We start from the raw sequence: 22,126 nt of genomic DNA on the forward strand, positions 1-22,126 counted from the left end.
CCGGCGGTCCGCTAACGCAGTGACTCGATCTCGATCGCCGGGCAGCGGTCCATCACCATCTCCAGACCGGCCGCGCGGACGCGCTCCCAGGCCGCCTCGTCGACCACGCCGAGCTGGAACCAGACCGCCGAGGCACCGATCTTCACCGCCTCGTCCGCGACACCGCCCGCCGCCTCGGAGTTGACGAACACGTCCACCACGTCCACCGGGAAGGGGATCTCCGACAGGGAGGCGTAGCCCCGCTCGCCGTGGACCGTCTCCGCCTTCGGGTGGACGGGCACGATCCGCTTGCCGAAGCGCTGGAGGACCTGGGCCACGCCGTAGGCCGCCCGGTTCCGGTTGGAGGACAGGCCGACCACCGCCCAGGTGTCGCCGGTGGCGGTCAGGATCCTGCGGACTGTCTCTGCGTCTCCGTACATGTCCGGCTCAACCGGCGGCCCGCCCGGGCCATTCCCGGGCGCACGGCCTAGGGTGGCCGGATGCGGGAGCAGTATGTGACGGTCGCCGGTGAAGGCGTGCACGAGACCGAGGTCAACCGGTCGCGCTTCATCTGCACGCTCGCCCCGGCCGCCACCGAGGAGGAGGCGCAGGCGTTCGTCGCCCGGGTGCGGGCCGGGCACGCGGACGCCACCCACAACTGCTGGGCCTATGTCATCGGCGCCGACGCGGGGGTGCAGCGGGCGAGCGACGACGGTGAGCCCGGCGGCACGGCGGGCGCCCCCATGCTCCAGATGCTGCTGCGCCGCGAGGTGCGCTATGCCGCCGCGGTCGTCACCCGCTACTTCGGAGGGGTGAAACTGGGCGCGGGCGGACTGATCCGCGCCTACGGCGGCGCGGTCGGCGCGGCTCTGGACACGCTGGGCACCGTCACCCGGCGGCGGATGAGGCTGGTCACCGTCACGGTGGACCACCAGCGGGCGGGGCGTGTCGAGAACGAGCTGCGCACCGGCGGCCGGGAGGTGCGGGAGGTGCGCTACGGCGCCGAGGTCACCATCGAGCTCGCGCTGCCCGAGGCCGGGCTCGACGCCTTCCGCGCCTGGCTCGCGGACGCCACCGCGGGAACCGCCCGGCTCCAGCCGGGCGGCGAGGTGTACGGAGCCGCCTAGGCACCGCACCCGCCGGCCGCCACGGGCGGCCGCGGGGCTCTCCTGCCGTCGGTGTCCCGTGGCTTCCGGCGGCTCGTGGGGCGGCGTGTGTGTTTTTGAGACAGTTTCGGCGGCGTGAAGCCCTGTCGAACCCCGCAGGTCGGCGGTGTGACGGCCGGAGCCGGCGGCGGGCGGCCGGCGCCGGCGTGCCGTGATGAGCGCCTGTGGGGCGGGAGCGCCGCCATCGGGTCTTCAACGGTTGCGGGCGAAAACCTGACCAAATGTTCACTGGCGCTTCACGTGTCCTGTGTGAACCGCGCGTCGCAAGTGGTCGCAGCTTGGGTGAACGGCAGCCAAAATCGGCAATTGTGTTCTAGTCTTCACTCTCGGTACGGAGGCGACTGCAAAGCCGACAGTGTCGTCGGCCGAGTGGGGAGGAAGGGGCGCACCACCGAACAGTAGGGGGGCAGGGGATTGTCCGAAGCTGCCGGATCGCGGGTCATCGAGTCACCCGCGGACTTAGCAGAGCCGTTCCGCGTCCGGGTACGCGAGCGGCGGAGAAAGAGGAGACCGAGGGCGGACCGGCGCCTGCCGTTGATGCTGGCGGTGGACCTGCTGGGTGCCGCCGTGCCGGCCGGTGTGCTGTGCGCGATGGCGAATCTGCCGCATCCGCTGTGGACGGGGGCGCTGATCGGCGCGGCCTGGCCGCTGACCGCGGCGCTGCGGAAACGCTACGCCGCCGGTTCGCTGGGCGAGAGCGGCGCGGTACTGCCGGTCGTCCGGGACTGGCTGGTGATGCTGGGCGTACTCGCCGCGGTGTGTGTCGCGGCGCGGATCGAGGTCCCGGTCGCGAGCTGGCTGCTCGCGCTTCTGCCGTGCCTGGTGCTGACCGCCGTCCACCGCAGACTGGTGTTCCGGCGCACCCTGGCCCGGCGGCGCAACGCCCGGGGGCTGCGGCGGGTGCTGGTGGTGGGCGAGGCGGCGGCCGTCGACGGCATCCTGGCGCGGCTGGCCGCCCGCACCGACAACCAGTACCTGGTGGTGGGCAGTTGTGTGACGGGGGGTGGGGCCGCCGGCGCCGGGCTGCCCGCGTCCGTCCGGCTCCCCGGTGGCCCGGGAGGCGGGGAGGACGCCGACACCGTCCTGCGGTGCGCGACGGAACTCGACGCCGAGCTGGTCTTCGTCGCCCCGGGCGGGCGGATCTCCGGGGACTGGCTGCGGCGGCTGTCCTGGACGCTCCACGGCAACGGCCTGGAGCTGGCGGTCCTCCCGGGCCTGTTCGACGTCTCGCGGCACCGGGTGCGGCTGGCCGGGGCCGCGGGGCTGACCGTGCTGCACGTCGCCCCGGCGGCGCGTCACGGGCTGCCGGCACTGCTGAAGCGGGCCACCGACGTGGCGGGAGCGCTGCTGCTGTCCGTGCTGCTGGCACCCCTCCTGCTGGTGGTGGCGGCGGCGGTGCGGCTGTCCTCCCCGGGGCCGGTGCTCTACCGGCACGTCCGTGTCGGCCGGGGCCGGGTGCCGTTCCGGATGTGGAAGTTCCGCACGATGGTGAACGACGCCGACCGGATGCGCCGGGAGAAGGAGGTGCCGAACGAGCACGACGGCGCGATGTTCAAGCTGGAGAGGGACCCCCGGGTCACGCCGCTGGGCCGGTTCCTGCGCCGCTACTCCCTGGACGAGCTGCCGCAGCTGTACAACGTGCTGGCCGGCCACATGTCGCTGGTGGGACCGCGCCCGCCGCTCCCGGACGAGGTGGAGCAGTACGACGACACCGCGCTGCGCCGGCTCGCCGTCAAGCCCGGCATCACCGGGTTATGGCAGGTCAGCGGACGGTCGGACCTGTCGTGGGACGAGACCGTCGCGCTCGACCTGAGCTATGTGGACAACTGGTCCTACGCCCGGGACATCGACGTCCTGGCCCGTACGTTCCGGGCCGTGGTGAGTGGCCGTGGCGCCTACTGACCCCGCGGGCACCGGCCCGGACCGGAGCCCGGGCCCGGCCTCACACCGGCTCCGGGGCGCCCCGCCAGGCCCGGTAGGTCGCGGCGACACCCTCGGCGAGGCCGATCGAGGGGGACCAGCCCAGCTCCCGTATGCGGCCGATGTCCAGCAGCTTGCGCGGGGTGCCGTCGGGCCGGGCCGGGTCGAAGGCGATCCGGCCGCCGTACCCCACCACCGAGGCCACCAGTTCGGCCAGTTCGCGGATGGTGAGATCCTCGCCGCAGCCGACGTTGACGGGCTTGTCGCCGTCATAGCGGCGCAGCAGCACCTCGCACGCCGCGGCCAGGTCGGCCACGTGCAGGAACTCGCGGCGCGGGGTGCCGGTGCCCCACAGCACGACCTCCTCCAGACCCTGCTCCCGCGCCTCGTGGAAGCGGCGGATCAGGGCGGGCAGGACGTGCGAGGTCTCGGGGTCGAAGTTGTCGCCCGGGCCGTAGAGGTTGGTCGGCATCGCCGAGACGAAGGAGGCGCCGAACTGCTGCCGGTAGGACTGGATCTGGACGATGCCGGCGATCTTGGCGAGCGCGTAGGCCCGGTTGGTCGGCTCCAGCGGGCCGGTCAGCAGGGCGTCCTCGGTGATCGGCTGGGCGGCGTGCCGGGGGTAGATGCAACTGGAGCCGAGGAAGAGCAGCCGCCGCACCCCGGCGGCGTGGGCGCCGGAGACCACCGAGAGCTGGATGCGGAGGTTGTCCTCCAGGAACGGGACGGGGTACGTGCTGTTCGCCATGATCCCGCCCACCTTCGCGGCGGCCAGCACCACGGCGTCGGGCCGGGCCTCGCGCAGGTACGCGGCGGTGGCGGCGCCGTCGCGCAGGTCGAGTTCGGCGCGGGTGCGGGTGAGCACCTCGTAGCCGCCGCGGGACAGGTGCCGGGCCACGGCGGAGCCGACCAGGCCGCGGTGCCCCGCGACGAAGACACGGGCGGGCGGAGGCAGCAGATCATCCATGGCGCGGATTCTGCCAGGGACGGACCGCGCCTGTCGTACAAGCCATGAAATATGAGTAGTTATCGCCGCCGGAGACCGCCCGGCGACCACCCGGCCGGACGTCCCGCCGGGCGGCCCTCCACCCGAAACCCCCAGCAGAGGAAGCACATGTCGCGCACCGCTGTGATCACGGGCATCACCGGACAGGACGGCTCCTATCTGGCCGAACTGCTGCTGAGCAAGAACTACACCGTGCACGGCCTGATGAGACGCTCGTCCAGCTTCAACACCGAGCGCATCGACCACATCTACGAGGACCCGCAGACCCCGGACCGGCGGCTGGTCCTGCACCATGTCGACCTGTCCGACGGGGTGGCGCTGGTCAACCTGCTGCGCGACGTGCGGCCGGACGAGGTCTACAACCTCGGGGCGCAGTCCCATGTGCGGGTCTCCTTCGACACCCCGCTGTACACCGGCGACGTGACCGGCCTGGGCGCCTTACGGCTGCTGGAGGCCATCCGCGCCAGCGGGGTGCGCACCCGGGTGTACCAGGCGTCCTCCTCCGAGATGTTCGGCGCCACCCCGCCGCCGCAGAACGAGTCCACGCCCTTCCACCCGCGCAGTCCGTACGGCTGCGCCAAGGTCATGGCGTACTGGAGCACCGTCAACTACCGCGAGGCGTACGGCCTGTACGCGGTGAACGGCATCCTGTTCAACCACGAGAGCCCGCGCCGCGGCGAGACCTTCGTCACCCGCAAGATCACCCGCGCCGTCGCCCGCATCCGGGCCGGCCTGCAGGAGCACCTGTACCTGGGCAACCTCGACGCCGTCCGCGACTGGGGCTACGCGCCCGAGTACGTCGAGGCCATGTGGCGGATGCTCCAGCGCGACGAGCCGGACGACTACGTGGTCGCCACCGGCCGGGCCGCGACCGTCCGGGACTTCCTGCGGACCGCCTTCGGCGCCGCCGGCCTGGACTGGGAGCGGTATGTCCGCCACGACTCCAAGTACGAGCGCCCCACCGAGGTGGACGCCCTGATAGGGGACGCCTCCAAGGCCCGCAGGCTCCTGGACTGGACCCCGGGGACGCACTACGACGAGCTGGCCCGGATCATGGTCGAGGCCGACGTCCAGCAACTGGAGGCCGAGCTGTCCGGCCGCCGGGTGAGGGTGGACCGGTGACCGCCCCGCCGGCGGAGCGCCGGCTGCGCGGCTTCACCGGCGCCGGCTACGACAAGCAGCGCGGTCTGCTGGCGCAGGCCGCCTGGTTCGCCGCGCTCAACGTGCTGTTCGTCAAGTGGTGGTTCCCCGCGCGCTGGCGGCCCGCGCTGCTGCGGGCCTTCGGCGCGCGGGTGGGGGAGCGGGTCCTCATCCGGCACCGGGTGCGGGTGCACTGGCCCTGGAAGCTGACGGTGGGCGACGACGTGTGGATCGGAGAGGGCGCCTGGCTGGTCAATCTGGAACCGGTCACGATCGAGCACGACGTGTGCGTCTCCCAGGAGGCGGTGCTGTGCACCGGCAGCCATCTGCGCACCTCGCCCACCTTCGAGTACGACAACGCCCCGATCCGCCTGGAGCGCGGCTCCTGGGTGGCCGCCCGCGCCCTCGTCCTGCGCGGGGTCACCGTCGGCGCGGGCGCCGTGGTCGGGGCCGGGGCGGTCGCCCACCGCGATCTGCCCCCGGGCGCCGTGCACACCGCCGGAGGCAGCCGGTGAGAGTCGTCCATGTGGTGACCCTGGTCGGCGACGACGGCGCCTACGGCGGCCCGGTGAGCGTGGCCACCGGCCAGCTGGCCGAGCTGGCCGCCCGCGGGCACGGTGCCGAACTGCTGTCGCTGTGGCGCGGCGCCGGCCCGGTGCCGCGCACCGCGGACGGCGTCCCGCTGTACGCCCACCGGGCCCGCACCCTGGTGCCCGGCCAGGGGTTCCTGGGGCTGTTCCACCCCCTGCTGCTGCTCACCCTGTGGCGCCGGGCGGGCCGGGCCGACGTGGTGCACGTCCACGCCGGGCGCGATCTGGTCTCGCTGGCCGCGCTCGCCGTCGCCGTACTGCGCCGCCGGCCCTTCGTGGTGCAGACGCACGGCATGGTCCAGCCCCGCCGCTCGGCCGTGGCCCGGATCTTCGACCGCTGCTACGTACCGCTGCTGCGCCGGGCGCGCGCCGCGCTGGTGCTGACGGAGGAGGAGGAGACCGGACTGCGCCGGGTGCTGGGGCCGTCCGGGCCGGCCCTGGTCCGGCTGCCCAACGGGGTGGCCCCCGGGCCGGCGGACGGCGGTGGACGGGACGGGCGGGAGGACGGGCGGGCGACGGCCGAGGTGCTCTACCTCGCCCGGCTGCACCCGCGCAAGCGCCCCGAGGCCTTCGTGCGCATGGCGGCGCTGGTGCACCGCAAGCACCCCGAGGTCTCCTTCGTCCTGCACGGCGCGGACGAGGGCTGCCTGGAACGGGTGCGCGCGCTGATCGGGAGCGAGGGGCTGGCGGGAGTGGTGGAGTACGGCGGGCCGCTCGGCCACGCCGACGCGGTGCGGCGCCTGGCCCGCGCCACCGTGTACGTCCTGCCCAGCGTCGACGAGCCGTTCCCGATGAGCGTGCTGGAGGCACTGGCCGCGGGTACCCCCGTGGTCTGCACGCGCAGCTGCGGTGTCGCCGCGTCCCTGGAGCGGCGCGGGGCCGCCCGGATCACCGACGGCTCCCCGGAGCAGCTGGCCGACGCGGTGCTGCGGCTGCTGGAGGACCGCCCGCTGCGGGAACGCACCGCGGAGGCGGGGCGGGCCGCGGTGGCGGAGGAGTTCTCCATCGCCTCCGTGGCCGGCCGGCTGGAGGGGCTGTACCGGTCCGCGGTCCGGCCCGGCACGGGGTGAGGTCCGCGCCCGCGGCGGTGGCGGACGGGACGGCGGACGCGGCGGGCCGGCGGCGGCCCACGCCGCCCTCCGACCCGCCACGCGGCCCGTCAGCCGTCGGCCAGCGCCTCCCGCAGCAGCCCCGTGACGCGTTCCAGCCCGGCCCGCCGGCTCAGCCGCCGCTCGGCGTACGCCCGGCCCCGCTCGCCCAGCTCCGCGCAGCGCTCCGGATCGCCCGCCAGCGAGCGGACCGCGGACAGCAGGGCCCCGGGGTCCTCCGGCGGCACCACCACCCCGCCCGCCGAGTGCTCCACCTCCCGCGCGGTGCCGCTGGCGGCGGCCACCGAGGCGAGAACGGGCCGGCCCGCGGTGAAGTACGAGGTCAGCTTGGAGGGCAGGCTCATGTCCAGCACCGACGCCTTCTGGGTGACGGCCAGCACGTCCGCGGCGGCCAGGATCTCGGGGAACTCCTCGTCGCCGGCGGGCGGCAGGAAGGCCAGCGACCGCACCCCCTCGGCCAGCCCCAGCAGCCGCTCGCGCTGGTGGCCGTCACCCATCAGCACGATCCGCACGCCGCCCCGTCCGTCGCCGTCGCTCCCGCCGTCTCCGCCGTCACCGGTGCCTTCGGCGTCGGCGAGCCGGGCGGTCTCCACCAGGACCTCCAGACCCTGCTTGAGCCCCATGTTCCCGGAGTGCAGCACCACCGTGGTGTCGTCGGTCCAGCCCAGCCGGGCCCTGGTCCGCGCGCGGTCGCCGCTGGGGGCGCGCACATGCGTCCAGTTGGGCACCACCCGCACCCGCTCGCGCGGCACGCCCATCGCCGCCACCCGTTCCGTGAACGACTCGTGCACCACCCCGACCAGCGCGGCCGAGCGCAGCACCCGGGCCTCCAGGCCCCCGGCCAGGGCGGCGAACCGGCCGGCGCCGCTCATCCCGCTCTGCCCGGCCGCCGCGCCCATCAGGTCCTGGACGACCACCACGTGCGGCACACCCGCCCGCCGCGCGAGCCGGGCGCCGAGCACACCCCCGGCCAGCGAGGGCAACTGGCTGAGCACCACGTCCGGGCGGACCCGCGGCGGTGCCAGCAGCCCGTGCGTCAGGATGCTCGCCTCGAACAGCCCCCGTCGCACGGCGGTCTGACGGGCCGGTACCGTATGGCGGCGGCGGTGGACGGTGACCCCCTGCCGGGTCTCGCGCAGCCGCCACCTGCCCCGGTAGTCCTCGTGCACACGCCACGCCGGGTAGTGGGGCATCCCGGCGAGCACGTGCGTGTCGGCGCCCGAGGCGGCCAGGTGCTCGGCGATCTGCGTCGAGTACGGGCCGATTCCGGCGTGCTCCGGCGCGTAGTTGGTCGAGACCACGAGCACACGGCGGCCCGCGAAAGAGTCCAGCACTGCTGTTCCCCCTCCGAAATAGCGGTCATCCTAGGCGTCCGCGGACCGGCGCGGTGCCGGATCGGACGGGACACCGGACGGGACACCGGACGGGAGAAGGCACCAGAACACGGCCCCGCCCGCCGCCGTCCCACGGATTGTGGGGCCGGCCGGCGGACGGGGGGAGGAGAACCGGCCATGTCCGACAGGGAACCGGCCCGCGGCGGCGGACCCCCACGACACGCGGAACGGCGCAGCGTGCCCGCACTGTGCCTGTGGACCGTGGTGCTCGTCCTGCTGCTGCCCGCGCTGGTGCTGTACGGGCAGCAGGTGCGCCCCGGTGCCGCGCTCGCCCTGCAGTGCGTGGTCGTCGTCCACACCGGGACGGCGCTGGCCCGGGTGCTGACCGACCCCCGGGTACGGGTCGTGGCCTTCGGCTTCTGGCTCTTCTGCTACGTCTGGCTGGGCCTGGCGGCGCTGGCCATGGTCGCCACCGAGGCCTACCCGTGGGGTTTCGCCGTCGATCCCGGCACCGCCTTCGGCGCGGCCGCCGTGGTGGAGGCCGGGCTGCTCGCCTACAGCGGCGGCGCGGCCCTGGCCGGACGGCGGCCGGGCGCCACCCCCGCCACCCCCGGTGCTTCCGGTGCCCCCGGCGTCCTGGAGCCGCTGCTCGCCCGCCGGGTGACGCCCTTACGGGTCCTGCTGCTGTGCGGGCTCGCGCTGCTGCTGGCCGCCGTCCTGGTGCCCGCCCAGGGCGGCCTGGCGGTGTTCTTCCAGAGCCGCCAGGCCGTCAACGAGGCGGCGGCGCAGAGCGTGCCGGGCGCCGCCGCCGACCAGGCGCTGGCGGCGTGGAGCCTGTCGGTCCCGGCGTTCTGGGCGCTGGTCGCGCTGCTGTACGTGCCCCGGGCCGGGAACGGTGACCGGACCCTGCGCGGACTGCGGTGGATCCTCCTGCCGGTCCTCCTCGCGCTGAACGTGGTGGTGAACAACCCCGTCAGCCAGCCGCGCTTCTGGGCCGGCACGGTACTGCTGACGATCCTGTTCGGCACCTCCCTGCTGCGCCGGCCGCGCGCCTTCCGGATCGGCGCGGTGGCCGTCACCGTCGCGGTGCTCACGGTCTTCCCGTACGGCGACTACTTCCGCCACGACAAGCGCCGGCCGGTCGAGGTCGTCTCACTCGCCGAGCAGTTCACCTCCAACGGCGACTACGACGCCTTCCAGCAGATCGCCACCGGACTGGACCACGTACGGGAGAACGGCCACTCGCCCGGCGCCGCGCCGGGGCCGCCGCTGTTCTTCGTGCCGCGCGCGGTGTGGCCCGACAAGCCCGAGGACAGCGGGATCCTGCTGGCCCGGCACGCGGGCTACTCCTTCGAGAACCTCTCCGCGCCGCTGTGGATCGAGACCTACATGTGGGCCGGGTTCCCCGGCGTCGTCGCCTTCTTCGCCCTCTTCGGCGCCGTGAGCCGGCGGATCGACGGCATCCGCGACCGGCTGCGGGAGCACGGCGGCACCCTGGCGGCGCTGGCCGTGCCCGCGTTCGGCTTCTACCAGCTCATCCTGCTGCGCGGCAGCCTCATGTTCGTCATGGGACCGCTGGCCCTGCTGATCGCCGTGCCCCTGCTCGTCACCGCCGGCGTGCGCCGCCGCCGGCCCGCCCCGCCGCCCGGCGGCGGGTCCGCCGGGGGCCGCGCCGGAACCCCGGCCGGTCCCGCGCCACCGGCGGCGTACGAGCCGCCCGCGCCCGCACGGGTGCCGGTGTCCGCCGCACGGCGCACCGTCCCCTCACCTCCGTCCACGGGAGAAGCACGCACGTGAGCCACACCGACCCCGTCCCGCGCGAGCCCGACCAGCTCCGCGACCAGTTGCGCAGGCTCTTCCGCCACCGCGCCGCCATCGTGCTCGGCCTGCTGCTGGGCGTCCTCGCCGGCGGTGCCTTATCGGCCGCCGGCGGGACGGAGTACACCGCCACCGGCGAGGTCGTCGTGCAGCCCGTCGGCGCCGGCCTCCCGGAGAGCGGCGGGATACCCGCCGACCGGCAGCTCAGCATGGCCACCGAGCGGCAGGTCGCGGGCAGCGCGGCGGTCGCCGCACGGGCCGCGAGGGCCCTGGGCGGCCGGACCGACCCGGCGGGCCTCCGGCGCGGCCTGCGGGTGAGCAACCCGCCCGAGACGCATCTGCTGGAGTTCGCCTACACCGCGGACTCGCCGCGCACGGCCGTCCGGCGGGCCGACGCCTTCGTACGGGCCTACCTCGACCACCGCGAGGAGACCGCCGAGCGCCGTGTCGAGAGCATCCTCACCGGACTCTCCGAGGAACTCGAACCCCTGCTGGCACGGCGCGCCGAACTGGACCGGCGGATCGCGGACGCGGACGGGGCGGTGGCCCGGGAGAGCGCCCGGGCCGAGCGCGAGACCCTGGGCGCCCGGATCGCCGATCTCCAGGGCCGCGTCAGCGCCCTGCGGTCCCTGGACACCTCGCCCGGCGACGTGGTGCGCGAGGGGGAGGTGCCCGAGGCGCCGTCCGGCCCCGGGGCGGCGGCGCTGATCGCCGTGGGGGCGGTCGTCGGGCTGGCCGGCGGGCTGGTGGCAGCCTGGCTCCGTTCCCTGCTCGACCCCCGGGTGCGCTCCGCCGCCGAGGCGCGCGACGCGCTGGGCGCGCCGGTGCTGGGCACCCTGCCGCGGCGGCGGGGCAGCACGGGAACCCTGGAGGTCGGCCCGGTGCGCGGCGGCGAGCGCGCCGAGACGTACCGGGCGATCGCCTTCCGGGTGCTGCGCCATCCGCGGCTGGCGCGGCCCGGCAGCCTGCTGGTCGTCTCCGCGCGGGAGCACGCCGAGGCCGTCTCCACCGCGGTCAACCTCGCCGCCGCCCTGGCGGAGACCGGCAGCGGCGTCCTGCTGGTCGAGGCCGATCCGCGCGCGCCGGAGGTGGCCGGGAGGGTGCCCGTGCGCGGCGGTGCCGGTGAGCGGCCCGGGGCGGACTGGCCCGGCGGGACGCGGCTGACGGTGGACGCGGACACCGCCGGAACCCTCGAACTCGTTCCGGGGCGCGCGGTCCCCGACGCGACCCGGGCGCTGAACTCCCCGGAGCTCGCCCGGCTGCTGACCGGACCGGAGGACGGCGACGGCACCGGGAACGACGGCACCGGGAACGACGGCACTGGGAACGGGACCGCGGGGAGTTCCACCGGAGGGAGATACACGGTGGCCCTCACCAGGCCGCTGCTGTCCCACGCGGACGGCCTGGCCGTCGCCGGTGCCGTACGCGGTGTGCTGGTGGTCTGCGTCCCGGACCGCACCCGCCGGGAGGACCTGGAGCGGGTACGGGAGCTGGTCGCCTCCGTGGGAGGGCACGTCGTGGGCGCGGTGCTGCACCCGGGCGGCGGCGCCCGGCCCGTGGGCGGGCGTACGGGCCGGTGGCCCGTACGCCTGGCGGAACGGCTGCCGCTCCGTCTGCCGGGCCGGGCGCGCCGGGGTCCCGGGTCCGCCGCGGCCGATCCGTCCCCGCGCAGCGCGCCGGGGGAACCGGGGGAGCACCCCACCGTTCCGGCGGACGCCGGGTCCGGTGTGCCCGGCCCGGACGGACCCCGGGCGCGTACCGGTGACGACACCGCCCTGCGCGCATGACCGGCGTCCGTCCCGTCCCGGCCGGCGGCACGGGCGGTACCGGGGCCGGGAGCGACGCCCCGGGGGATGCCCCGGAAGGCGCCGCGCAAGGCACCCCGGGAGGTGCCGGGCCCTCCGGCCGGGGAGTCGCCGCCACGGTGCGCGGCGGCTGGTTCGGCTTCGCGGGCTCGGCGGTGAACGCGCTGTTCGGTTTCGCCCTGGTCGCCGTCGTCACCCGCGGACTCGGCGCGCACGGGGCCGGAGCGGTCTTCGCCGGTGTCGCCGCGTTCACCATCGTGAGCAACGCCTGCAAGCTGGGCGCCGACACCGCGCTGGTGCGCTTCGTCTCCCGCGATCTGGAGCTCACCGGCGGAGCCGGGGTGCCCGCCCTGCTGCGCACCGCCGTGCCGCCCGCCCTGGCCGCTTCCGCGGCGGCCATGGCGGCGGTGCTGCTGGCACCGGGGTCGGCGGCCTGGCTGCTGCCCGGGCTGCCGGACGGCCAGGCGGCGGCGGTGCTGCGGCTGTTCGCGGTCTTCCTGCCGGTGACGACCGTGTCGCTGGTCCTGCTCGGGGCCACCCGGGGCTACGGCTCGGTGGTGCCCTTCGTGGGTGTGGAGCAGATGGGCAAGCCCGTGCTGCGGGTCGCCGTCGCCCTGCCGGTGGCGCTTCTGGCGCCGGGCGTGGTGGCGCTGTCCGCCGCCTGGCTGGCGCCCGCGCTGCCGGCCGCGGCGGTGGTCTGGCTGGCGCTGCGCCGGTCGCGTGCCGCGCACCCCGGCACACCGGGGACGCCACCGGTCACCCCGGGCGAGTTCTGGTCCTTCGCCGGACCGCGCGCCCTGTCCTCGGTCTTCGACATCGCCGCCGTGTGGATCGGGGTGGTCCTGCTGTCGGTGCTGGGCACCAGCGCCGAGGCCGGGATCTACACCGCGGTCGGCCGGCTGGTGACCGCCGGCACCCTGCTCCAGCTCGCCGTCCGGCTGGCGGTCGCCGCCCAGCTCAGCCGGCTGCTCGCGGGCGGCCACCGGCCGGAGGCGGAACGGCTGCACCGGCTGTCCACCCGCTGGATCGTGCTGTTCTCCTGGCCGCTGTTCGTGTATCTGGCGGCCTTCCCCCGCACCGTGCTGTCGCTGTTCGGGGAGGGGTTCGACGACGGCGCCACGGGACTGGTGGTGCTGGCGGCGGCCTGCGCGGTCAACGTCGGGGTCGGCAACGCGCAGACCGTCATCCTGATGGCCGGCCGCAGTGTGTGGAACCTCGCGGTCGCCGGCGCCGGGTTCGCCGTCCAGCTCGGTCTGGGCTTCTGGCTGGTACCGCGGTACGGGGTGGCGGGCGCGGCCGTCGCCTGGGGGCTGGCGATCGTGGTGGACAACGTGGCCTCGGCACTGCTGGTGCGCCACCGGCTGGGCTTCCGCACGGTCGACCGCGGCTATCTGTGCGCCGCCGCCGTCGCCTTCGCGGCCGTCGCCCCCCTCGTGCTCGGTGTGCGGCTGACCGGCGGCGACACCGTACCGGCCGCTTCCCTGGGCATGGCTTTGACGGTTTGTGCCTTCACCGTCACCGTCTGGCGCTATCGTGTGCCGCTGGGGACGGGGGAGTTCTTCCGGGTGCTGCGCAAGGGCGGGAAAGGGAACTCACGGTGAACACGGATGTGGCGTCCGTGTCCGCCGCCGCAGCCGGCGGACACGGCTCCCGCCTCGCCCCACCCGTACTCGCCATGTGCTTCCAGGGGGGAACCATGCGCAGGAGAAGATCCGTCAGAACACTGCTCGCCGCCGTCATGCTCGGCCTGGCCTCGACGGCCCTGGGTGCGGGACCGGCCCAGGCGGCGGGCGAAACCACACTCACCGCCGATCCGCTCAGCACCTGGCAGACCGACGGCATCGTATGGGCGTTGACCTACGCCAAGGGCGTCGTCTACGTGGGAGGCACGTTCGGCAACATCCGGCCGCCCGGCACCTCCCCCGGCAGCTCACGCGAGCTGCCCCGCAGGAACTTCGCGGCGTTCGACGCCGACACCGGTCAGCCGCTGCCGTGCGCGCCGGCCTTCACCGGGGGAAGCGGAACGGTCCGGGCCCTGAAGGCCTCGCCCGACGGGGAGGTCCTCTACATCGGCGGCTCCTTCGGGAGCGCCGGGGGAGTGGGACGCGCCAACACCGCCGCCCTCGACACCGACGACTGCACCATCGACGACGACTGGCGGCCCACCGTATCCTCGACGGTCCGGGCCATCGACGTCACCGACACCACGGTCTACCTCGGTGGCCAGTTCTCCACCGTGCAGGGCCAGCCCCGGGAACGCGTCGCGGCCCTGCGCCGCGACAGCACCCTGCTGCCCTTCCGCGCCGTGATCGAGGGCTCGTCCATCTCCAACGACCCCACCCCGGGTATCAACGCCATCACCGTCGCCCCGCACCTGAACAAGGTCATCATCGGCGGCCGGTTCACCTCGGTGAACGGCAGTCTGTTCAACAGCGTGCACGGGCTGGTCGGCCTGGACGCGACCACCGGCGAGATCGTCCACCGCTTCACCGGCTGGATCCCCCGCCGCTCCGCGGTCAAGGGGCTCGTCAACGACGGCACGAATTTCTACCTCGCCGCCGAGGGCACCGGCGGCGGGGTCTTCGACGGCCGCGCGGCGGGCCGGCTCTCCGACGGCGAACTGCTGTGGAAGGACACCTGCCTGGGCGCCACCCAGGCCGTCGTGCCCTGGCAGGGCGTGCTCTACAGCGGTTCCCACGCGCACAACTGCTCCTCGACGCCGGGCGGCTTCCCGGAGCACAACAACCGCCAGCACCTGCTGGCCCAGTCGATCGCCGACGAGACGATCCTGCCGTGGTTCCCGGACACCAACGACGGCATCGGCGAACAGATCGGCCCGCGTGCCATGGTGATGGCCGAGGCCGAGGGCATCCTGTGGACCGGCGGCGAGTTCACCACCGTCAACGACCGGCCGCAGCAGGGGCTGACCCGCTTCGCGGCGGGACCCGACACCGAGGCCCCGCAGGTGCCGATCCTGAGCGGCACCAGCACCTCCCCGGGGGAGGTCACCCTCAGCTGGCGGGCCTCGTGGGACCGGGACGACGGCACACTGACCTACCGGATCCACCGGGACGGCACTTATCTGACCTCCGTCGAGGCGGAGTCGCGCCACTGGGACCGGCCCGTGATCACCTTCACCGACACCGTGGAGCCGGGTACGACCCACCGGTACTCGCTGGAGGTCACCGACGGCACCAATCTCTCGGGCCGCAACGGCCCCGTGTACGTGACAGCCGGCAACTGACCGCACGCCGAGGAGAACAGCGGATGACACATCGAGTGGGCTACGCGCCCGGGGTCTACGACTTATTCCACATCGGGCACCTCAACATCCTGCGGCACGCCAGGAGCCGGTGCGACTACCTGGTGGCCGGCGTGGTGTCGGACGAGATGGCCCGGGCGGCCAAGGGCCGCTCCCCGGTCGTCCCGCTCACCGAACGGCTGGAGATCGTCCGCAGCATCCGCTTCGTGGACGCGGCGTTCGTGGAGACGGTGCCCGACAAGCTGGAGACCTGGCGGCAGGTCCGCTTCGACGTCATCTTCAAGGGCGACGACTGGCGGGGCACGGAGAAGGGGGAGAGGCTGGAGCGGGACTTCGCCGGAGTCGGCGTCGACGTCGTGTACTTCCCCTACACCGTGCACACCTCCAGCACCCTGCTGCGCCGGGCCCTGGACGGGATCGCGGGCCCCGCCGGGCCGGCGGCGGAGTCGACGGAGTCGGCCTGACCGCCGAAGCGGCCCCGGCCGCCGGGCCGGGTCAGCGGGTCAGGGCGGACAACTCCCGGTACCACTTCACCAGGAACGCCGCCATGAACAGCAGATGGGCGGCGAGCAGCACGCAGTACAGCGCCACGAACAGCCCGCGGACGCCGAGGAAGAGGAACACCGCGCAGAACACCCCGTAGTCCACGGGCAGCAGGGCGACCGAGCGGAGGGTGGAGGGCGGCGCCGCGGGGGCGGGCCGCTCCACCCTCCGCTTCAGCTGCTCGGTGAGGATGCCGCCGAAGAAGACCAGCACGGCGGCGAACTGGAAGGCGACGGGAATGAGCAGGTACACCGGGTCGGAGAAGCCGAAGTACCGGTGGAACGAGACCAGTACCGCCATGTGGAGCGCCAGCATCTTCGCGCAGTCCACCACGTGGTCCAGCCACTCGCCGGCCGGGCTGCCCGTCCCCGTCAGCCGGGCGAGCTGCCCGTCGGCCGAGTCCAGGGCGAAGCCCACCACCAGCGCGGCGAACACCCCGGCCGCCAGGGCGTGCGACGGCGGCAGGGCGGCGATCAGCCCGATCCCGGTGAACGTGGAGACCGCGCTCGCCAGGGTGACCTGGTTGGGCGTCAGGCGCGCGGCGTAGGCGGCCGCGGCCAGTAACCGGCCCGCCGGCCGGTTGACGTACCGCGAGTACAGCGACACCCCCCTGGCTGATTTCTGCGCAGCCGACAACCGCTCCACCGCGTAACCGAACCGGCTCACTTTCCCCCCACTCGACGCACCCGCACCACGGACTTCTCGAAGGAGCATCATCATGGCAGGCGACTCCTTACGGCGGACCGGTACCACCAGCCGCCGCGCGGTGCTGACGGCGGGCACGGCGGGTACGGCCGCCGCGCTGACGGCCGGCCTCGCGGGCTGCGAGACGGCGGGTACCGCGGACGCGGCGGACTCCGCGGCGGACGAGGCCCGCACCCTGTCCGTCGGCGGCCGCAGGCCCAAGGGGAAGGACACCGTCGACGTCGTCGCCGACTTCGGCGCCCGGGGCGACGGCCGGACCGACGACAGCCGGGCCTTCGTCCGCGCCTACCGGCACGCCGTCGACCGGGTGTGGAACGGCACCGGCCGCACCGTCGTCGACATACCGGCGGGCGTCTACCTCATTCGCGAGCCGGACGCGCTGATCGGCGCGGCCGGCGGCCGGCCGAAGGCCAACGGCCTGCGGTTCCGGGGCGCGGGCAAGCGCATGACACAGCTCCTGTTCGCACCCCGCCGGGCCGCGGACTCCTATCTGTGCCGCAACGAGGACGCCTGGGCGAACATCGTGTTCGAGCACCTCGGGTTCCGCTCCGGCACTCCCGGCGCCTCGTTCTTCTACTCGTACTCCACCGGGCAGGCCCAGGACTACCGGTTCACCGACTGCGAGTGGCTGGGGGAGTGGACCTACGGGCTCGCGCTCGACGGCAGCAACACCAACTCCGAGATGCGCTGGGAGGCCTGCCGGGTGGGCGGCGCCTGGCGCCGGGCGTTCCTGTACTCCGGGCTGTCACAGCGGTCGCGGGACCCCGGGCAGCAGGACCAGTTCCTCAACTACTGGTTCAACGACATGAAGGTGGAGTACGAGTGGGGAAACTTCCTGGAGTTCCCCTACGGCGGCTCCGTCACCTGCCGGGGCGGCTCCTACATCGTCACCGGCCGCCGTCCGGAGCGGACGGGAGGGCCCGGGGAGTCCGGGGAGTCCGGGGAGTACGGCCGCACCAGCACCTTCTTCCGCTTCCCGCGCGCCGACCACCACGGCTCCGTGCAGCGCTTCCACGCCGAGGACATCCGCTTCGAGGTGCGCGGCCCGGACACCTTGGTGATCGACTGCGCCTGGGAGAGCGGCACGGTGCACTTCAACGACTGCGACGACACCGCCCACGCCTTCAAGGACTTCGCGCCCGGCTCCCGTCCGCACCGCTACCGCCCCACCGGGCCCGGCCCGCTGGTGCGCTACGACTCCTGCCAGCTCTCGGGGAAGCACACCTACCGGCCCGCCGGGGACGGCGGGGGACCGGCCGCCCGCTACGACATGTGCCTGCTGGCCAACCACGGCCAGGAGGACTTCGCCGAGGGCGCCACGGAGCGGATCCGGTACGTCGACTGCCGGGGGCGCTGACCGGCGGCCCACCGGGCGGACCGCCCAAGGACCGGGAACTCCGGCGGATTCCCCCGCGAGGGGCATGCCGGCGGACGAACCGTGCCACAATCCAGATCTTGACCGACAGGGGCGGGGAGAGGGGACACGTGCGGGACGGAGCGGGCCGTTGAGACTGCTGCACACCTCGGACTGGCACCTGGGACGGAGCTTCCACCGGGTGAACCTGCTGTCCGCCCAGGCGGCCTTCGTCGACCATCTGGTGGAGACGGTGCGCGCCGAGGGCGTCGACGCGGTGCTCGTCGCCGGCGACGTCTACGACCGGGCGGTGCCGCCGCTCGCCGCCGTCGAACTCTTCGACGAGGCCCTGCACCGCCTCGCGGACCTCGGCGTGCCGACCGTCATGATCTCCGGCAACCACGACTCGGCCCGCCGCCTGGGCGTGGGCGCCGGGCTCATCGGCCGGGCGGGTGTCCACCTGCGCACCGACCCCGCCGGCTGCGGCACCCCCGTGGTCCTGGCCGACGCCCACGGCGAGGTCGCCTTCTACGGCCTGCCCTACCTGGAACCGGCTCTGGTCAAGGACGTCCTCGGGGTGGAGCGGGCCGGACACGCCGCGGTGCTGGGCGCCGCCATGGACCGGGTGCGCGCCGATCTGGCCGCCCGCCCGGCGGGCACCCGCTCGGTCGTCCTGGCCCACGCCTTCGTCACCGGGGGCGAGGCGTCCGACAGCGAACGGGACATCACCGTCGGCGGGGTCGCCTCCGTCCCGGCCGCCGTCTTCGACGGGGTGGACTACGTGGCCCTGGGCCATCTGCACGGCTGCCAGACGCTCACCGGGCGGATCCGCTACTCCGGCTCCCCGCTGGCCTACTCCTTCTCGGAGGCCCGCCACCGCAAGTCGATGTGGCTGGTCGACCTCGGGCCCGGCGGCGAGGTGAGCGCCGAGCGGACCGACTGCCCGGTGCCCCGCCCGCTGGCCCGTGTCCGCGGCCGGCTGGCGGACCTGCTCGCCGACCCCGGTCTGGAGCGCCACGAGCAGGCGTGGGTGGAGGCCACCCTCACCGATCCGGTCCGCCCGCGCGAGCCGATGGCCGCCCTCACCGCCCGCTTCCCCCACGTCCTCACCCTCGTCCTGGACCCCGAGCGGCCGCCCGAGGACGCTTCCGTCTCCTACGGGCGGCGGCTGCGCGACCGCACCGACCAAGAGATCCTGGAGGGCTTCGTCGCCCACGTGCGGGGCGGTGCCGGGCCCGACGAGCACGAAAGCGCCCTGCTGGGCGGTGCCCTGGACGCCGTACGCGCCGAAGCGGCCCGCACGGAGGCCCCCCGATGAGACTGCACCGCCTCGCCGTCACCGCCTTCGGCCCGTTCGGCGGCACCCAGACGATCGACTTCGACGCGTTGTCCGCGGCCGGCCTGTTCCTGCTGCACGGACCGACCGGTGCGGGCAAGACCTCGGTGCTGGACGCCGTCTGCTACGCCCTGTACGGCGGGGTGCCCGGCGCCCGCCAGACCTCCGGACCGGCCCGGCTGCGCAGCGACCACGCCGACCCCGGCACCCGTACCGAGGTGGTCCTCGACCTCACCGTCGGCGGCCGGCGGCTGGAGGTCACCCGGCAGCCCGAGCAGCGGCGCCCCAAGAAGCGCGGCACCGGCCTGACCACCGACAAGGCCCAGTCCTGGCTGCGCGAGTACGACGCCGCCACCGGCACCTGGAAGGCGCTCAGCCGCTCCCACCAGGAGATCGGCGAGGAACTCGCCCAACTGCTGGGCATGAGCCGCGAGCAGTTCTGCCAGGTGGTCCTGCTGCCCCAGGGCGAGTTCGCCCGCTTCCTGCGGGCCGGCGCGGAGGACCGGGCCAGACTGCTGGGCCGCCTCTTCGACACCCACCGCTTCGCCGCCGTCGAGCAGCACCTGGCGGAACTGCGCACCGCCGCGCAGCACCGGGTGCGCGGCGGTGACGAGCGGCTGCTCGTGCTGGGCCAGCGCATGCGGCAGGCCGCCGGGGGCGGTCCCGGACCCGGCGGGACACCGCTGGACGGCCTCGCGCCGGGCGATCCGGGCCTGGCCGGTGCCGTGCTGGAGTGGGCGGCCCTGGCCCGCTCCACCGCCCGGGAGCGGCGGGACATCGCCGCGGCGGCGCTCCGGGCCGCGCAGGAGGCCCATGCCGCCGCCGGGCGGCGGCTGGAGGAGGCCCGGGAGCTGGACCGCCGCCGGCGCCGGTACGCCGCCGCCCGGCAGCGCGCCGCCGCCCTGGCCGCGGGGGAGGAGGAGCACCGCCGCGACCGCGCGCGGCTGGAGCGGGCCCGCGCCGCCGAGGTGGTGGCCCCCGTCCTCGACGCCCGGGAACGGGCCGAGGACGAGCGCCGCCGCACGGCGCTCGCCGAGGAGGCCGCCCGCGGCCTGCTGCCCGCCGCGGACGCCCAGGCCCCCGCGGAGCGGCTCGCCGGACTCGAACGTGCCGTCCGCCGGGAGCTGGGCACCCTGGAGGCCGCCCGGCAGGCCGAGGAGCGCGCCACCCGTCTCACCGCCGAACTCGCCCGGCTGGAGAGCGAGTCGGGCGCGGACGAGGAACTGCTGCGGGAGGCGGACGAGTGGCTGGCGGACTGGGAGACCACCCGCGACGCCCACCAGCGGCGCGTCGAGGCCGCCGCGGAGGCCGCGTCCCAGGCCGAACGGCTCGCCCGGCGGCTCGACACACTCCGGCGGAAGCTGGCGGCCGCCCGCCATCGCGACGCCCTCACCGCCGAGGAGAGCGGAGCCCGGGCCGAGCTGACTGAGACGCACGAGCGGGCACTGGCCGCCAAACAGGAGTGGCTGGACGTCAGGGCACGGCGGCTGGACGGCATCGCCGCCGAACTCGCCGCCGAGCTGAGCGACGGCGCACCGTGCATGGTCTGCGGCTCGCCCGAGCACCCCGAGCCGGCCCGGCCCGGCGCGCGGCACGTGGACCGGCGGGCGGAGGAGGCGGCCCTGGACCGCCACCGGGAGGCCGAGGAGGCGCACCGGCGGGCCGAGCGGCGGCTGGACTCCCTGCGGGAGCGGCTGACGGCGGCCGCGGCGGAGGCGGGGGAGACCTCCGCCGCCGAACTCGCCGACGAGGCGGCCGCCCTGGAGACGGAGCACACGGCCGCCCGCCGTACCGCGGCCGGCGCGGCCGACGCCCGCGCGGCCTTCGACCGGCTGCTGCGCGAGCACGACAGCCGCCGGACCGCCCGGCAGGACGCCGGGCGCCGGGCGGCCGCCCGCACCTCCACCCGCGAGGCACTGCTGCGGGAACACACGGAACTGGCGCGGCAGGTGGCCCGGGCCCGGGGCACGGCACCCTCCGTGGCACACCGCGCCGCCGAACTGGAACACCGCGCCGCACTGCTGGCCGCCGCCGCCGAGGCCGCCGGCGCCGCCGAGACCGCCGCGCGGCGGCTCAAGGACGCCGACGCGCGGCTGGCGGACGCCGTCTGGCGCGCCGGGTTCGACACCCCGCGGGCCGCCGCCGGCGCCCGGCTCGCCGAGCTGGAGCAACGCGCGCTGCAGCACCGCCTCGACGAGTGGCAGGCCGAGGAGGCGGCCGTGGCGGCCGAGCTCGCCGACCCCGAACTGGCCGACGCCGCCGAACTGCCGCCCGATCGCCTCACCGGGGCCGAGACAGCGCTGAAGGAGGCCGTCGCCCGGCTGAACGCCGCCTCCGCCGCCCACGCCGAGGCAGACCGGCGGTGCGCCGAACTCGACGGCCTGTCCGCCGACGCCCTGGCCGACGCCCGCCGGCTGGCCCCGCTGCGCGAGGAGTACGACCGGGTGGCCCGTCTGGCGGGCCTGGCGGCCGGGACGTCCACGGAGAACGAGCACCGGATGCGTCTGGAGTCCTACGTCCTGGCCGCCAGGCTGGAGCAGGTGGCCGCCGCGGCCGGTGCCCGGCTGGCGTACATGTCCGGCGGCCGCTACACCCTGGTCCACTCCGACGCGCGCGGCCCCGGGCGGGGCCGCTCCGGTCTGGGACTGCACGTCATCGACGCCTGGACGGGCCGGGAGCGCGACACCGCCACCCTCTCCGGCGGTGAGACCTTCTTCGCCTCCCTCGCCCTCGCCCTGGGCCTGGCCGACGTCGTCACCGAGGAGGCGGGCGGGCTGCGGCTGGACACCCTCTTCATCGACGAGGGGTTCGGCAGCCTGGACGACCAGACCCTCGACGAGGTGCTGGACGTACTGGACTCCCTGCGCGAGCGCGACCGCAGCGTCGGCATCGTCAGTCATGTCCCCGACCTGCGGCAGCGCGTTCCCGTCCAGCTGGAGGTGGTCAAGACCCGCACCGGGTCGGCCGTCCGGCACCGGGGACCGGCGGCCGGGTGAGGGACGCCGGGTGCGCCGGGCAGACGGTACCCGGAGGAAAACCGGGTGACGGCCGGTGTGGCC

17 protein-coding genes are annotated in these 22,126 nt (G+C 75.0%); 13 read left to right on the forward strand and 4 right to left on the reverse strand.

Annotated features, from left to right (window positions below; all coding sequences use genetic code 11):
* Positions 1–11 precede the first annotated feature (11 nt).
* Entirely contained in the window at positions 12–419 is a 408-nt protein-coding gene (locus tag CUT44_RS01160) for a CoA-binding protein (RefSeq protein ID WP_100200196.1), read from the reverse strand.
* Positions 420–479: 60 nt separating this feature from the next.
* Between CUT44_RS01160 and CUT44_RS01165 the strand changes: the two genes are divergently transcribed.
* Entirely contained in the window at positions 480–1,106 is a 627-nt protein-coding gene (locus tag CUT44_RS01165; RefSeq protein WP_100200197.1) for a YigZ family protein, read from the forward strand.
* A 576-nt stretch (positions 1,107–1,682) separates the two neighbouring features.
* Positions 1,683–3,047, forward strand: a complete 1,365-nt coding sequence (locus tag CUT44_RS01170) for an exopolysaccharide biosynthesis polyprenyl glycosylphosphotransferase (protein WP_199185542.1) — start codon at positions 1,683–1,685, stop codon at positions 3,045–3,047.
* 40 nt (positions 3,048–3,087) lie between these two features.
* Here CUT44_RS01170 and CUT44_RS01175 read toward each other — a convergent pair whose 3' ends face one another.
* Entirely contained in the window at positions 3,088–4,032 is a 945-nt protein-coding gene (locus tag CUT44_RS01175) for a GDP-L-fucose synthase family protein (protein ID WP_100200199.1), read from the reverse strand.
* Between the two features lie 147 nt (positions 4,033–4,179).
* Here CUT44_RS01175 and gmd point away from each other — a divergent pair, with 147 nt between their 5' ends.
* From gmd to CUT44_RS01190, 3 genes are read left to right on the forward strand one after another with little or no spacing between them, the layout of a single operon-like run.
* On the forward strand, positions 4,180–5,193 hold the full coding sequence (gene gmd, locus CUT44_RS01180) for a GDP-mannose 4,6-dehydratase (RefSeq protein ID WP_100200200.1): 1,014 nt from the start codon (positions 4,180–4,182) through the stop codon (positions 5,191–5,193).
* Positions 5,190–5,726, forward strand: coding sequence for an LbetaH domain-containing protein (locus tag CUT44_RS01185; protein WP_100200201.1), 537 nt, complete (start codon positions 5,190–5,192; stop codon positions 5,724–5,726). Before gmd ends, CUT44_RS01185 begins: the two co-directional genes overlap by 4 nt.
* A complete protein-coding gene (locus tag CUT44_RS01190) occupies positions 5,723–6,871 on the forward strand; it encodes a glycosyltransferase (protein WP_233221075.1) in 1,149 nt (382 codons plus the stop codon). Before CUT44_RS01185 ends, CUT44_RS01190 begins: the two co-directional genes overlap by 4 nt.
* 89 nt (positions 6,872–6,960) lie before the next feature.
* Here the strand turns inward: CUT44_RS01190 and CUT44_RS01195 are convergent, their stop codons facing one another.
* Positions 6,961–8,241, reverse strand: a complete 1,281-nt coding sequence (locus CUT44_RS01195) for a glycosyltransferase (RefSeq protein WP_233221117.1) — start codon at positions 8,239–8,241, stop codon at positions 6,961–6,963.
* A 180-nt stretch (positions 8,242–8,421) separates the two neighbouring features.
* Between CUT44_RS01195 and CUT44_RS01200 the strand changes: the two genes are divergently transcribed.
* The 5 genes from CUT44_RS01200 (at position 8,422) to CUT44_RS01220 (ending at position 15,593) form a co-directional block, all read left to right on the forward strand.
* The gene (locus CUT44_RS01200; RefSeq protein ID WP_199185544.1) at positions 8,422–10,041 is read left to right on the forward strand and encodes a hypothetical protein; all 1,620 of its coding nucleotides are present in this window, start codon (positions 8,422–8,424) and stop codon (positions 10,039–10,041) included.
* The gene (locus tag CUT44_RS01205; protein ID WP_100200202.1) at positions 10,038–11,849 is read left to right on the forward strand and encodes a lipopolysaccharide biosynthesis protein; all 1,812 of its coding nucleotides are present in this window, start codon (positions 10,038–10,040) and stop codon (positions 11,847–11,849) included. Before CUT44_RS01200 ends, CUT44_RS01205 begins: the two co-directional genes overlap by 4 nt.
* Complete coding sequence (locus tag CUT44_RS01210; RefSeq protein ID WP_100200203.1) at positions 11,846–13,468, forward strand: lipopolysaccharide biosynthesis protein; 1,623 nt, start codon at positions 11,846–11,848, stop codon at positions 13,466–13,468. The genes CUT44_RS01205 and CUT44_RS01210 overlap by 4 nt, the downstream gene beginning before the upstream one ends.
* Before the next feature lie 95 nt (positions 13,469–13,563).
* Entirely contained in the window at positions 13,564–15,111 is a 1,548-nt protein-coding gene (locus CUT44_RS01215) for a hypothetical protein (protein ID WP_100200372.1), read from the forward strand.
* A gap of 23 nt (positions 15,112–15,134) precedes the next feature.
* On the forward strand, positions 15,135–15,593 hold the full coding sequence (locus tag CUT44_RS01220; RefSeq protein ID WP_100200204.1) for an adenylyltransferase/cytidyltransferase family protein: 459 nt from the start codon (positions 15,135–15,137) through the stop codon (positions 15,591–15,593).
* 31 nt (positions 15,594–15,624) lie between these two features.
* Here CUT44_RS01220 and CUT44_RS01225 read toward each other — a convergent pair whose 3' ends face one another.
* Complete coding sequence (locus CUT44_RS01225; RefSeq protein ID WP_233221076.1) at positions 15,625–16,338, reverse strand: CDP-alcohol phosphatidyltransferase family protein; 714 nt, start codon at positions 16,336–16,338, stop codon at positions 15,625–15,627.
* Between the two features lie 52 nt (positions 16,339–16,390).
* Here CUT44_RS01225 and CUT44_RS01230 point away from each other — a divergent pair, with 52 nt between their 5' ends.
* The 3 genes from CUT44_RS01230 to CUT44_RS01240 all read left to right on the forward strand — a co-directional run bounded on the left by CUT44_RS01230 (position 16,391) and on the right by CUT44_RS01240 (position 22,063).
* A complete protein-coding gene (locus tag CUT44_RS01230; RefSeq protein WP_100200205.1) occupies positions 16,391–17,734 on the forward strand; it encodes a pectate lyase family protein in 1,344 nt (447 codons plus the stop codon).
* Positions 17,735–17,882: 148 nt separating this feature from the next.
* Positions 17,883–19,049 (forward strand): exonuclease SbcCD subunit D, encoded by a 1,167-nt coding sequence (locus tag CUT44_RS01235; protein ID WP_100200206.1) that lies wholly within the window; start codon positions 17,883–17,885, stop codon positions 19,047–19,049.
* Positions 19,046–22,063 carry an AAA family ATPase gene (locus CUT44_RS01240; protein ID WP_100200207.1) on the forward strand — a complete coding sequence of 1,006 codons (3,018 nt, stop codon included), beginning with the start codon at positions 19,046–19,048 and terminating at the stop codon, positions 22,061–22,063. Before CUT44_RS01235 ends, CUT44_RS01240 begins: the two co-directional genes overlap by 4 nt.
* Positions 22,064–22,126 lie beyond the last annotated feature (63 nt).

The organism is Streptomyces carminius (assembly GCF_002794255.1).
Taxonomy (GTDB): Bacteria; Actinomycetota; Actinomycetes; order Streptomycetales; family Streptomycetaceae; genus Streptomyces; species Streptomyces carminius.